Origin of the sequence: Synechococcales cyanobacterium T60_A2020_003 (assembly GCA_015272205.1) — a bacterium.
Lineage (GTDB): Bacteria > Cyanobacteriota > Cyanobacteriia > RECH01 > RECH01 > JACYMB01.
On the sequence record JACYMB010000272.1, the window covers coordinates 1 to 12,660 of the forward strand.

Annotated in this window: 11 protein-coding genes; 2 read left to right on the forward strand and 9 right to left on the reverse strand. The window is 50.6% G+C overall.

Translation table 11 applies throughout. From position 1 onward, the window contains the following. The first annotated feature begins 319 nt into the window (after window positions 1-319). Window positions 320-1,414 (forward strand): glycosyltransferase family 4 protein, encoded by a 1,095-nt coding sequence (locus IGR76_13535; GenBank protein ID MBF2079499.1) that lies wholly within the window; start codon window positions 320-322, stop codon window positions 1,412-1,414. Between the two features lie 128 nt (window positions 1,415-1,542). Here the strand turns inward: IGR76_13535 and cax are convergent, their stop codons facing one another. The 5 genes from cax to IGR76_13560 form a co-directional block, all read right to left on the reverse strand. Next, window positions 1,543-2,613 carry a calcium/proton exchanger gene (cax, locus tag IGR76_13540; GenBank protein ID MBF2079500.1) on the reverse strand — a complete coding sequence of 357 codons (1,071 nt, stop codon included), beginning with the start codon at window positions 2,611-2,613 and terminating at the stop codon, window positions 1,543-1,545. 184 nt (window positions 2,614-2,797) lie between these two features. Continuing rightward, window positions 2,798-3,139: an Hpt domain-containing protein gene (locus IGR76_13545; GenBank protein MBF2079501.1), complete on the reverse strand. Its 342-nt coding sequence runs from the start codon at window positions 3,137-3,139 to the stop codon at window positions 2,798-2,800. 180 nt (window positions 3,140-3,319) lie between these two features. Continuing rightward, on the reverse strand, window positions 3,320-5,131 hold the full coding sequence (locus tag IGR76_13550; protein ID MBF2079502.1) for a polysaccharide deacetylase family protein: 1,812 nt from the start codon (window positions 5,129-5,131) through the stop codon (window positions 3,320-3,322). 253 nt (window positions 5,132-5,384) lie between these two features. Further along, window positions 5,385-6,335, reverse strand: a complete 951-nt coding sequence (locus tag IGR76_13555) for an alpha-E domain-containing protein (GenBank protein ID MBF2079503.1) — start codon at window positions 6,333-6,335, stop codon at window positions 5,385-5,387. A 43-nt stretch (window positions 6,336-6,378) separates the two neighbouring features. Further along, a complete protein-coding gene (locus IGR76_13560) occupies window positions 6,379-7,812 on the reverse strand; it encodes a circularly permuted type 2 ATP-grasp protein (GenBank protein ID MBF2079504.1) in 1,434 nt (477 codons plus the stop codon). A gap of 306 nt (window positions 7,813-8,118) precedes the next feature. Here IGR76_13560 and larE point away from each other — a divergent pair, with 306 nt between their 5' ends. Continuing rightward, window positions 8,119-8,955, forward strand: a complete 837-nt coding sequence (gene larE, locus IGR76_13565; protein MBF2079505.1) for an ATP-dependent sacrificial sulfur transferase LarE — start codon at window positions 8,119-8,121, stop codon at window positions 8,953-8,955. 439 nt (window positions 8,956-9,394) lie between these two features. Here the strand turns inward: larE and IGR76_13570 are convergent, their stop codons facing one another. From IGR76_13570 to IGR76_13585, 4 genes are all read right to left on the reverse strand, one after another. Then, window positions 9,395-9,745 carry a DUF5615 family PIN-like protein gene (locus tag IGR76_13570; GenBank protein MBF2079506.1) on the reverse strand — a complete coding sequence of 117 codons (351 nt, stop codon included), beginning with the start codon at window positions 9,743-9,745 and terminating at the stop codon, window positions 9,395-9,397. Between the two features lie 8 nt (window positions 9,746-9,753). Beyond that, window positions 9,754-10,083, reverse strand: coding sequence for a DUF433 domain-containing protein (locus IGR76_13575; GenBank protein ID MBF2079507.1), 330 nt, complete (start codon window positions 10,081-10,083; stop codon window positions 9,754-9,756). 65 nt (window positions 10,084-10,148) lie between these two features. Beyond that, entirely contained in the window at window positions 10,149-11,657 is a 1,509-nt protein-coding gene (locus IGR76_13580) for a hypothetical protein (protein ID MBF2079508.1), read from the reverse strand. Window position 11,658: 1 nt separating this feature from the next. Next, window positions 11,659-12,567 carry a TerB family tellurite resistance protein gene (locus IGR76_13585; protein ID MBF2079509.1) on the reverse strand — a complete coding sequence of 303 codons (909 nt, stop codon included), beginning with the start codon at window positions 12,565-12,567 and terminating at the stop codon, window positions 11,659-11,661. Between the last annotated feature and the right edge of the window lie 93 nt (window positions 12,568-12,660).

A 12,660-nucleotide genomic window follows, 5' to 3' on the forward strand; every position in this document is an offset into this window, starting at 1 on the left:
TCATCCCGACGCTGACCTTTCAGGTACATCGCGGGGCTTCCCGTCTAAAAGCTAACTTTACGTAAAACTACTTAAATTAAGTATGTGTACGTAAGTTTATGCAAGCAGGTAGTATATCTATGTTAGTACATTTCGTCAATAATGGCGAAACTCAGGTGAAATTCAGAGTTTTTTCCTCCCTTACCCAGCCTTTCACCATGATAGATCATCTTACTTCAGTAACAATATAGTTTTGGGAGTCTCTGGCTGGAGATGTGAATGCAGTCCCTACCAAGCTGCATCCATCGGGTCATAGCCAAGGTTGCCAATCTTTGGGACTATGGGAGGGCACGATTGCCCGTTCTGTTCCACCATGCTGGTGAATTTATCGTTTCTGATCTCGAAGCCGACTGGCCTTACGGTGTACGCCCAGAATTTGTTGCCGCATTTAGCAAATCTCGAACCTATAGTGCTGAGCAGCCGAGCGATGGAGGGATTTGACTGTCACCCCATTCCAGTAGAGCTCACCGCCGAACATGGAACTAGGGGGCATCTATCCCGCTTGATCTGGACACAGTGGCGGTTGCCGAAGCTATACCGTCAGCTTCATCAAAACCTCCTGTTTTCACCGATCCCCGAAGCCCCGATCGCCTCTCGGTGTCGCTACGTGATCACGGTTCATGACTTAATTCCGCTCCGGTTTCCCCACCGACGATCGCCCCTCACCCTGTATTTTCGCCATTGGGTGCCCTTGGTGGTGCGGCAGGCCGAGCATGTGATTTGTAATTCCGAGGCAACGGCAGCGGATGTTCACCAGTTTTTTGACGTTCCCTGTGATCGGATTACGGCGATCCCCCTGGCCTACGATCGCGAGCATTTCCAATATTTAGACCTGCCAGAACAGCCCTACTTCCTCTATATTGGTCGTCCTGATCCCCACAAAAATCTTGCCCGTCTGATTGCAGCCTTTGCCCAGATTGCAAAACACACGGATACCGAACTCCGGATCGTTGGCTCGACTGATCCGCGCTACACGCCGGAATTAGAACTCCTAGCGACCGAACGGGGCGTGGGCGATCGCGTCAAATTCCTAAGCTATGTGCCCTATGCCGAATTGCCAACCCTGCTGAATCAGGCGATCGCCCTGGTGTTTCCCAGTCTGTGGGAGGGGTTTGGGCTTCCGGTTTTAGAAGCGATGGCCTGTGGAACCCCCGTGATCACCTCAAACCTGGCGTCGTTGCCGGAGGTGGCGGGCGATGCGGCGATTTTGGTCGATCCGACAAGTGAGGCAGCGTTGGCAGCGGCAATGCAAAATCTCGCGCAGGATTCCCCGTTGCGATCGCAGCTTCGGACAGCCGGATTACACCGTGCCCAGCAGTTTTCCTGGGAACGCACCGGACAGGAAACGGCAGACCTGTTGGCGCAGTTTGCGTAGGTTGAGAGGCAGTCGTACATGGACTCATCCTCATTTCTTAGATTCCGGCTCCAGATCCAAGGCTGGAATCGCTGATGGTACAACGCATCATGACCTCAAAACTGAACCCTCAAAACTCAAAACTGATATCACGCGGGGTGATAGTAAAAGGCGACGCCCAGCACAATGTAGGTGGCGAGAAGAAGCGACCCATCCAGCCAATTCGATCGTCCGTTGAAGCTGATCAGATTGGTGACCGTGATGGCGATCGCCAATGCTACGACCTCAAAGGGATTGAAATTCAAGTCAATCGGTTGTCCCAGAGACAGTCCCACCAACACCAGCACCGGAGCCATAAACAGCGCAATCAGCAAACTATCGCCCATAGCGGTGGCCACGGTGAGATCCATCTGATTCTTCACAGCCAGTCGCCCCACCGTGACCACTCCGGCAATGTCTCCAATTAGCGGCAGAAAAATGACGCCTGTAAACAGGGGCGTGAGGCCAAAGCGTTCGGTCACGGTTTCAACAACGTCTACAAACATCTCGGACTCGATCGCCACTAGCACCGTCGCCACCAGCAAAATCGTAATCCACATCGCTAAAGATGGGGTTTCCTCCGGTTCCTCAGGGCGATCGATGGCAAGGCCGACATCGTACAGGTAGCTGTGGGTCTTGAGGGAAAAAACCAGGGTTAAGCCATACACCACGATTAAAACGCCCGCCACCACGACGGAAAGGTTGCGGATGGCAATGGGATCGACCACGTTAGAGGTGTAAATGACCAGCGTTGGCAGGGCGATCGCTGAAATGGCAATCGTCATGGATGAACCGTTGACCCGCGCCAAGATCGGCTGGAATTCTTGCTCCTTGTAGCGCAGTCCGCCGATCAGCATCGCCAGTCCTAAAAACAGGAGCAGATCGCTGAGAATACTGCCTGTAATGCTGGCTTTTACAATGTCGATGAGTCCGGCTCGCAAGGCGGTTAGCGCCACAATGAGCTGGGTGGCATTCCCAAACACCGCATTCATGACGCCCCCTACCGATGGCCCGGTGACGATCGCCACTTTTTCGGTTGCCATGCTGACCCAAATGGATAGCCCCAAAATGGCGATCGCTGATGTGAGGCACAGGGCTAACGCGCCCCAATGTCCGATCGCGGCGGCAAGGGACAGGGGAATAAACCCCAGCAAAAGGAGCGGCGCAGAATATCTGATCATCCACCGCATGAACGGGCGATCGCTCTTGTGGTTAGGGTTGGATAGGGTCACACGATTTCTCCGCGCTTTAGTTAATAAACGGGTTCGTACAGGTTGCCAGAGTTGTGTTGCTATCCCAGCTTTGAATTTTAAGTTTTAAGTTTTGAATTGAGGAAATCGAGCGTTGGCTTGGCTGCTAGGCACGTCATTCTGCGATCAATGCCTCTAGGGATTGCAACGCGGTTTCAAGCTGATCGATCAGCTGATGAATGCCAGGAGCATCACCAGGATCGGCACTTTCGAGCTGTTGGGCGATCGCCGCTAAACTGGTAACGCCCATATTGGCCGCTGCGCCTTTAATGTAGTGGGTCAGTTCCTGAAACTGAGCAAAATTATTTTGGGACATCACTTGGCGAAGCTCTGCAACTCGTCCGCGTGTATCTTGGGCAAGCAGCGTCAGCAATTCAATTTCAAAGTCTAGATCGCGATCGGAAAGAGTGTGGAGATGATCCCAATCAATCTTGAGGTCTTGGTTAGAAGACGACAATGGATTACGAAATGAACACAAAGTAGCACCATCCCTAGCGTTCTGAGCCAAAATAATTAATCGACTATCCAATCCAACACAACCTGCTAATCAAGACGTCATGCTGTTGACTAATCGAGTGAGAGGAATCCCTATATATCGCCTTTCCTTGACAATCGCAGTCGGCTAGAGCTGCCGCCGCTATGAACCGGAAAGATAGGAATCGGAGCATGAAGACGCCGAAGCTTGGATCGTGTTCGCTTGTCCGGTGGGCAATAAACCGACAATGTGCGGAACCGGACGGGGTTCGTAACCTACCAGCGATTCCCCTTGGTAAGCCAGAGAAGTGCTAGCTCCTGAATCGAGCATGACCGCATCTTGCAGCCCAAGGCTAGCGAGAATTTCACCCAGATGAACAGAATCGACGAAATCGTGGCTGACCCCGATCGCAGGTTGTCCGTTCTGGTTAATGCCCCAAAACGCCCGGTGGCGCACTGCATCAAAGTCAAACAAGCTGCCAAAACTTTCTGCAGGTTGGGGCTGCCCCCCTTTGACCAACCAAGCAGCAGCCACAAATGTATCCGTCACATCCGGCATTTCGGCCTGCACCCCTTCCAGGGAGTTGTGCTTTTCAGGGTCAAACGGAATGTACCGCACATCGGTTGGGCTGATCATTACCAGGGGACGCCCCTTGAGGAAGGGCACATCGTTGCGATCGCCCGGAATAAAGGTGCCCTCATTACTGCCCATCACCGGGCCAATCATCTGATTTGAGTCCAAAAACTCTAAGGAGAAGAATCCGCCATCTACCGCCGCTTCAATGCCCGTTCCCTGCATAATCTCCGGGACTTGGTAGCGGCTATCGGCGTGGATAGTGGTGGGTTGCCCCCCCGTGATCACCGTGATGGGAATGCCGTCTACCTCCGTTCGATTCACCGTAATCGGGGCGGAAAAATCAAAGGTGCTGCCCCACGGACGAATGGCGGGGCCGCCCCAGGCATTGGCGATCGCCTCTTCAATCTGCGACTGACCAATCCGCTCAATGGAAAACAAATCGTCCGACTCCCCGGCCAACAGGTTCTGAGTATCGTCCATCGTCAGAGCGGCTAGATATCCTGCCTTTTGAACTGCGGCAGCCACCCGCTCGTCATACTTCCCTTCGGGATAGACAAAATACTGGATGGGAATGCCTAACCGTTCCTCAAGCTCCTGTTTGGACGCTTCCGCCTCTTTCTTCAGTTCGACATCATCCACCTCGCGGAGGTCGGGAGGATGCATAATGCCGTGGGAGGCGATCGTGATCAGGGGATCGGCTACCATCTCCTGCAATTGCTCCCAGGTCACACCGGGTCGGCCATAGTCCCGACTGACTTTGTAGGTATAGATCGAAAAAAGTCCGGGATAGCCATACTGCTTCAGCAGCGGAAAAACGTACTGATAATGCCCCAAGTAGCCATCATCAAAGGTCAACATCACTGGCTTTTCAGGCAGGGGAACGCCCGTTCGCAGGTGATGAACCAACTGATCCATGCTGATGGGCGTTAACCCGTTTTCCTGAATCAATTGAAGATGGGCTTCAAATTCCTCAGGCGTAACATCAAAAAAGACTTCCTTCTCCGCAATGATGTCGTGATACATCAAAATGGGCACCCGTGCAGCCCGCGCCCGCTCGTTGATTTCCGGCATGGGACTGGCATTAAACTGGGCAACCAGCGTGGGGGCAAGGCTGTGGAGCAGTGAAGAGACTGGCGTTTGGGGTTGCTCAATCCAGGTGGCGGCCTGCTCGACGCTAGATTGTAAGGCCAATAGGGAGACCTGAGCGCTAGGCGGATCGGGGCAGGGAATGCCCTGTTCGTCTCCGGATTCTGCACCGTCTAGATCATGATTCCACGGTTGGTATAGCTCTCCAGGAGCCGGAGTGCTAGAGCCGGGGTCGCCATAGGGTGGGGAGGACGACCAATCCTGAGCCTGAACCGACGTTTGATGGAGTTGAACGGTCAGCAACGCCGTCATCAGCGCAAGGCAGAATAAGCCTAACTGAAGGCGATCGCGCCGCCAAGGACGTAACTTTAGCCGACGCAAACCGGAGAATAACGAGCGAAGAAAGGGCAGCATCGAGGTATAAAGAACAGAATTTATCATCAAGCATGAATAAGCCTTAAGACAAACGGGAGAACGTTTCCCGTGTATAGGCAGAGGGCGATCGCCCCTAGCGTATCCTAAGATACGGGTCTGCACGTTTGCCCCAAACGCTCCTTAGCTTACCCTAAGAGACTGGTTCCAGTGCAAAAAAGGTTTCAAAAATTTTCTCCCCAGCTACATTCAGCCGCGATTGCAAATTATCTAGAAACTCATGGAGTCCGGCCTGCCCAATTTCTTCCATGGTTAGGTAATTCAATTCTGAGCGCAGTTTGCCCAGGGTTTTCTCCGCTGGATTGCGCCATGCTATAGACGCGCCACCCGCCACTTCGTACAGACACGACTCCGCCTGGGTTAGACAAAAGAGAATTGAACGAGGAAATTCGCGATCAAGGACCAAAAATTCCGCCACGCTCTGGGGGGTGATGCGGTGCTGACGTTTGCGGTACATCTCGTAGGCACTAGCGGACTTGAGCAACGCAATCCACTGAAGTTCATCTAGGGTTGTGCCGACATAGTTCACCGATGGCAGCAGGATGTAGTACTTCACATCTAGAATCCGGGCGGTCTTATCGGCTCGTTCCAGCAACCGACCAATTTGCCCAAAGTGCCAGCCCTCATTGTGGGACATGGTGGCATCCATGACTCCAGCAAACAGGTGACTGTGCATCTTCACTTCTGCGAAGAATTGCGTCAAGCCTGACAGCATGGGGGTGGTTGAGGCGTCGTTGACTTTGAGATAAAAGTCGTTGATCTGCTCCCACATTTCCGAGGAAATAGTTTCCCGTACCGATCGCGCATTTTCCCGCGCCGATCGCAGGCAGGAAATGATGGAGTTGGGATACTCCGTGTCAAATGTCAAAAACTGGATGACGTTGTCGGGTGTCGCGTTGCCATAGCGCTCTGCAAACAGTTCGTGATCGCCGCTAGTCCAGATGAGCGGTTGCCATTGCTGCTCGATACCCACCGGAAGATCTAGCAGCAAATTGAGATTCACATCGATAAACCGCGCTACGTTTTCAGCGCGCTCAACGTAACGGGTCATCCAGTAAATTGAATCAGCAACACGACTTAGCATATCCGCCTGAACTCCTCTACTTCTTCACCTGGGGTTCTGATTCCTAAGTTGCCAGCACCCAGGTATCCTTACTGCCGCCACCCTGGGATGAGTTGACGACGAGGGATCCCCGCTTCAGGGCTACACGCGTGAGGCCACCGGGGTTCACGTAAATGTCTTCGCCGTAGAGAATGTAGGGACGTAAGTCGACGTGACAACCTTCCACGCTATCGGCAAGGAGGGTGGGGACACGGGAGAGGCACAGGGTCGGCTGGGCAATGTACTTGCGAGGATTGGCTTTGATCCGCTCGGCGAAGTCGGCTTGCTCTGTTTTGGTGGAGTGGGGGCCCACCAGCATTCCGTACCCCCCGGCCTCGTCGGCAGACTTCACCACCAGCTTGTCGAGATTGGCGAGGACATGGTTTTGCTGTTCCGGTTCCCAGCAGAGATAGGTCGGCACGTTCGATAAAATCTGCTTTTCGCCCAGATAGTACTGAATCATTTGGGGGACGTAGGCGTAGATCACCTTGTCATCGGCGACTCCGGTTCCGAGGGCGTTGGCGATCGCCACTCGGCCTTGACGGTAGACGTCGGTTAGCCCTGGAACCCCCAACATCGAATCGGGACGGAACGCCAGCGGATCGATAAAGCTGTCATCAATGCGGCGATACACCACATCAACCCGCTGCAATCCGCGCGTCGTTTTCATTTGGAGGAAGCCATCGGCAACCACCAAGTCGCGCCCTTCGACCAATTCGACACCCATCTGCTGCGCTAGGAAGGAATGCTCGAAGTAGGCAGAGTTGTAAATTCCGGGCGTCAGCACGACTACCGTGGGATCGGGTAATCCGTTAGGAGCTAGGTTCAGCAGCGTTTCCAACAGCCGACTGGCGTAGTCATCTACAGGTTGGATGGGCATGGTGCTGAAGATTTGGGGGAAGGTACTCTTCATCACCCGTCGATTTTCCAGGACATAGGAAACTCCAGACGGACAGCGCAGGTTGTCTTCGAGGACGTACCATTTTCCATCGCGATCGCGCACCAGATCGGTTCCGGTGATGTGACACCAGATGTTTTTCGGTGGCTTTAGCTCCATGCACGGTTTCAGAAAGCCCGTCGCGGAGTAAATTAATTCGGCCGGAATGATGCCATCTTTAAGAATTTTCTGTTCACCGTAGATGTCGGAGAGGAACAGATTCAACGTTTCAATGCGTTGCTTCAGGCCACGCTCTAGCCACTGCCATTCCGCCGCCGAAACAATGCGGGGAATAATGTCGAAAGGGAGAATCCGCTCCGTGCCCTGATTATCGCTGTAAACGTTGAAGGTTACGCCCAGCTTGAATAACGCACTTTGCGCGGCCTGTTGGCGCTGTTGCAGGTCTTTCATGGAAAGCGACTTAATCCGCTCGATCAGCTGGGTGGCTTCTGGCCGAGGGTTTCCCTGCTCATCAAAAAGCTCGTCGTAAAAGTCTCCGGGATCGTATTGTTCGATATGCACGGTTTAGGAATGTGCTTGCAATGGGTTCAACAAAATTCAGATTGCCTCTCTGCCTTAGGCTAGCTCAAGCTAGGTTTGACCTTTGGTGATATAGATCTTGGAAGGGGTTAGAACGGATAGCTGTAGCTGGTGATACGAAATGCCCTAGTGACAATCGACTTTGGGGCGATCGCCCTTCAAGATGTCCAGATCTTTTTTAGATGAATTACCCGACACCGTACCAGATTCGCTACGCTAGAAAAAGTCTAAAAACCTAAAGACAAACCGAAGATTCGCTAGTTCAGCCTACAAATATAGATTCCTGCCATGACGGTACGCCACAAGCTAGAACGCCTTCAGTCCTTTTTTGCCGATCTTGATCGTGCTTTGGTTGCCTATTCCGGTGGCATTGACAGTACGCTGGTTGCCAAGGTTGCCTATGACCAGTTGGGCGATCGCGCCTTGGCAATCACGGCAGAGTCGCCCTCCTTGCTCCCGGAAGATCTGGAAGACGCCCGCATTCAGGCCGCCACGATCGGGATTCGTCATGAGGTGGTGCAAACCCACGAGATGCAAAATCCTAACTACACGAGTAATCCGGTCAATCGCTGCTACTTTTGCAAAAGCGAACTCCACGATACGCTGAGGCCTCTAGCCCTAGAACGCGGCTATCCCTACGTGCTGGATGGCATTAATGCCGATGACCTGAGCGATTACCGACCGGGCATCCAGGCCTCCAAGGAACGAGGGGCGCGATCGCCCTTGGCGGAAGTGGGCATTACCAAGGCAGAGGTGCGCGAGATTTCTAAGATCCTCGGTTTGCCCTGGTGGGATAAACCTGCTCAACCCTGCCTCAGTTCCCGCTTTCCCTATGGTGAAGAAATTACGGTGGCCAAGCTTCAACGCGTCGGACGGGCGGAGCGATATCTGCGCGGCATGGGCTTGAAAAATCTGCGGGTGCGATCTGAGGGGGACACGGCTCGGATTGAGCTACCGCCAGAGCAGATTAAGGAGTTTGTGCTGACAACAGATTTGCCAACGCTGGTGGCGGAACTGCAATCCTACGGATTCCTATTTGTGACGCTGGATTTGGAAGGATTCCGCAGTGGTAAGCTCAATCAAATTTTGGCGTTTGCGGGAGCGTCGCAACCCGTTTCGCAGTGAACTTCTAGGCAGGAATTGTTTTGGAGAGAGGGCGATCGCACGGTGATGAGCAAAAGAGGCGACGCTTGCTCAAGCTTACAAGTCTGGTGCGTTCCTAGAAATTGATCGGCGGAGTAGTTGGAGGCATCTTAAGGGATGCCCCCTACGATGAGGGCGATCGCACTCGTGGGAACACCGATCGCCCTTCATCTTGCACCCCACCAACTACCTCCTGGAACTTTGAACTAAGTGCGATCGCCCGTCTATACTTACCCTCCACAGAGACCTCCTGGGACGCTTCGGGAAAACAGATATCAGCTCAACACCGAGTGCAATATCTATCTTTGTGCGGGAGCATGATAACGATTGAGATGAGCCGCCGCAGATAACCTCTAATTCTCACAGATAACCTCTCGACGGTCGGCTCCATCGATTTGTTATGCCGCGATCGCTACTCAGTTTACAAAGGCAAGTACAGGACAATGCCTTTCCACTCATCTTGTTCACTACAATCATTCAGTAGTAGCAATTCATCGATTACCTGTCTGACTGGCATCCGATCATTGATCACAAATAAACCCGACATTTGCTGTCCTTTAGATAATCGCTCATAAGCAAAGTCTGGCATTGTTGCACGATCGTGAGTTAACAGAATGCGCCCATTGCTTGCTGCCCAATCTAGAATTGCTGGGTCATCCACTTTTCGCAACCCAACATCCTGAACACGTAATAAGTCAAGATCCGGTTTGCGAAGAAACAATCCTCGCACAATGTCGCCATTAAAATTTTCATCACTCAGCAGCCTCAGCATAATAAGGCTTAGGGAGTTTGCTGTGCTAAAAGCCTGGATCGAATCAGGCTCAGGTCAGGCTGAATTTCTGAAAAACGTTGACGAACGGATTCTGCTAGCTGTTCGCGCTCGTTCAGATAGGATTCTACTTCTTGCTGATGCCGAAGATAATAACCAATCGTGATGTAAACGTCAGATAGAGAAAGCGTTGAATATCTTTGCACAATGGTTTCTGGAGAAGCACCATCTTGGAATGCTCGGATCACCAGTTCTAGCAAAACCCTTGAACCACCAATCCGAATTGCTCCTGTTTCATCTTCCCTAAGGGGTGGGGATTCGCATTCCAAAACAAGACTCACAATTCAGTCTCCATACTATGGCTATTAGAGCAGGCTTCAAGCTAAAAGCATTGCTCTAATTATACCTACTGATCCTGTGTCTTTCCCAGAATAATCTTTGAAGAGTCAAATTTTGTAACAGTTGTAAGCAACTGATCGCTACTCTGCAATAGCTCATCCCATCCAGTTGAGTTAATGTGCTCCAAATGTTCCATTCGTAACTGGTGTTGGTCAAACACCCAATATTTGATGCTTGGAATAAGATACCGAATAAAAGCCATCCACTCTGCGTAGTTAATTGCTAAGGGATTGCCCTGCCTCAATGCAATTTTGCCAGCATTCCCTAACGTTGCAATACCATGAGCCATGAGTAGCATTGTTCGGTACTTTGGATGAGAGGCGAGATCAAATTTCGTTTCCCCATATTCAGAATAATGTCTCAACATAATATATGCACGAAGAGCAATTTCGATAACCGCAGGTGTAATTCCAGAAACTAGAAAATGCCTGAAATCGTATCCATTTAAATACATCCATCGAGCAATCTCTCCAACTGTGCGCCCCTTCTCTCCAAAGCTACCAATATTAATCCCCTGAATTAACGTCATGAAGGGTGCTGGTAAACCCATGGGTGTAGCCACGTCAGAAATCAGGTGTCCAAGTTGGCGAAGGATTGCTTCAATGAGTCCCACAGGTTCAAGATTAGACCAAACGGTTCCTTGCATCCATGTATGGGTATGGGTCAGATTATCGTAGGAGAAACCACTAATCGTTCCTCGCATAATATCTAAAACACCAAAAACAAAGCCGAGAACTGGATCATGTCCCAAAGATTGAAAGCGATGTAATTTAGGACACATGCCAGCAATACGTTCAACTCCACCTGCACCTGCGTAGCTCATTGAGTCATAAGGAACCTTACAGGTCTCAGAAAGATGTTCTGCCCACTGAGCAAACCAATCGTTCGACTTTGTGGTGTCATATCGCTTAAGCCACTCAGTTATGGGGCTACCTGCTTGTATGGGGCTACCTGCTTGACCAGCATATTCACCTGTTGTCAAAGTTTGGGGAATTCTAACTAAGAGAAAGTCAGTTAAGGATGCAAGAATTCCACTGGCTCCAACAAAAATATAGTCCCATTTATCCCACTTATATTGAGCATCATAGGATTCTACCTGAAGCGTTTTGAGATCTGCTTCTGATAAAAAAGCTTCATAGGGAGCTATCGGATCAGCTCCCTGAGATAGCACATAGGTTTGGCATTGCCTTACAAAGCTATCCCAATCCTTAAACCCGATTTTGGTTAGTTCTTGAAAAACAGATTGCTGGCGATTTTCATAGAGACTTAAAATTTGGTTTGGATCGAAATCACCAAAGTCTTCTTCTTCAATCCAATCCTGATCAGCCTCAAGCTCATCCATTAAAGCTTCAAGTTCTCTAAGTTGATGTGTTGTTTCGCTAACACTAGAGAGCCTTTGGGCAGCTCCTGTCAAACTAATATCTATTTCAGAAACTCCTAATTCAAGTTCTCGGAGAACACGATTTTGGGCTTGCAAAGCAATACCAAGCTCCAGAATATATTTGTCAGAAAGCATCTTAGGTCACTCCAAAAGCTTGCTTCCGCTTGGCAATTAATTGCTGCATAGCCTTCAGTCGCTCAGTCAATATTCTGATTGCTTCACGATTTGCTGCTGCATCAGAAGCACTAGCCTCAAGGTTAATCGCTTTTTCTTGAAGACCTGCAATTTGCTCTACTAACTGATTAATAGCTCCTTGCATGTTTTTAATCACTAGCTGCGCTTTGCGTTCTTTTTCAGCTTGTAACTGTGCCTTCTTGGATTCGTCTCCTGTATCAAGTAGGGCATTAACACCCATAAAAATGCCAGTACCTAAAAGAATAGCAACGCCAATACCAGGAATCATCCCTCCAATACCGATTAGTGCTCCAAGACCAGCTAACCCAGATGTAATTCCTGCTGCACTCAATCCAATAACTGAACCAGAAAACCAGACAGCCGCCAAGGGAACCCCTACAGCAGAAAGACCTGCCACCGCTGTTTTCATAGCATCAGCCGCATAGTTATCATCTAATCCACGCACCCGAATTTGTCGAACTTCCTGAATAAATTTCTTAATTGCGTCTAATTGTTCATTTGAGATCTTTAGTTCGCGCTGTGCCAAAACAATCGCTTCTTCTTCATTTGCACCTAGCTCATCATTTGCCCAGGCAGTATCGACTAGATTGATCATGAGACCGTAGCGTAACTGTTCATCTGCCGCTTCCAAGGATCTTAAACACGCCCACAACGAAGGAGGTTCAATGATATACGACTGTACTTGTCTTTTCGCAGATTCAGTCATCCCCTCCAAATCCATCATGCCGAAAATCAATTCAACTTCTTCTTTGTCAATGGAATTGTCTGCAAATGCGATCGCGAAGAGCGCACCATAGAAGGCAAGACGATCGCTCTCAGGCACTTTAGCAAGATCGAGTGTTTCATTCATTACAACATATCCTCTACTACAGATAATCTTGGTTCTTGGAATGAACTACCCCGCCGCAAGCGGACGGGGTATCAGAATCAAAAAAGAGCAAGT

What these genes read in the sequence shown, in the direction of transcription:
- IGR76_13535 (MBF2079499.1), top strand. Translation starts at nt 320, where the DNA reads ATGGGAGGGCACGATTGCCCGTTCTGTTCCACCATGCTGGTGAATTTA.
- cax (MBF2079500.1), bottom strand. Translation starts at nt 2,613, where the DNA reads ATGATCAGATATTCTGCGCCGCTCCTTTTGCTGGGGTTTATTCCCCTG.
- IGR76_13550 (MBF2079502.1), bottom strand. Translation starts at nt 5,131, where the DNA reads ATGACGGCGTTGCTGACCGTTCAACTCCATCAAACGTCGGTTCAGGCT.
- IGR76_13555 (MBF2079503.1), bottom strand. Translation starts at nt 6,335, where the DNA reads ATGCTAAGTCGTGTTGCTGATTCAATTTACTGGATGACCCGTTACGTT.
- larE (MBF2079505.1), top strand. Translation starts at nt 8,119, where the DNA reads ATGACGGTACGCCACAAGCTAGAACGCCTTCAGTCCTTTTTTGCCGAT.
- IGR76_13570 (MBF2079506.1), bottom strand. Translation starts at nt 9,745, where the DNA reads ATGCTGAGGCTGCTGAGTGATGAAAATTTTAATGGCGACATTGTGCGA.
- IGR76_13580 (MBF2079508.1), bottom strand. Translation starts at nt 11,657, where the DNA reads ATGCTTTCTGACAAATATATTCTGGAGCTTGGTATTGCTTTGCAAGCC.
- IGR76_13585 (MBF2079509.1), bottom strand. Translation starts at nt 12,567, where the DNA reads ATGAATGAAACACTCGATCTTGCTAAAGTGCCTGAGAGCGATCGTCTT.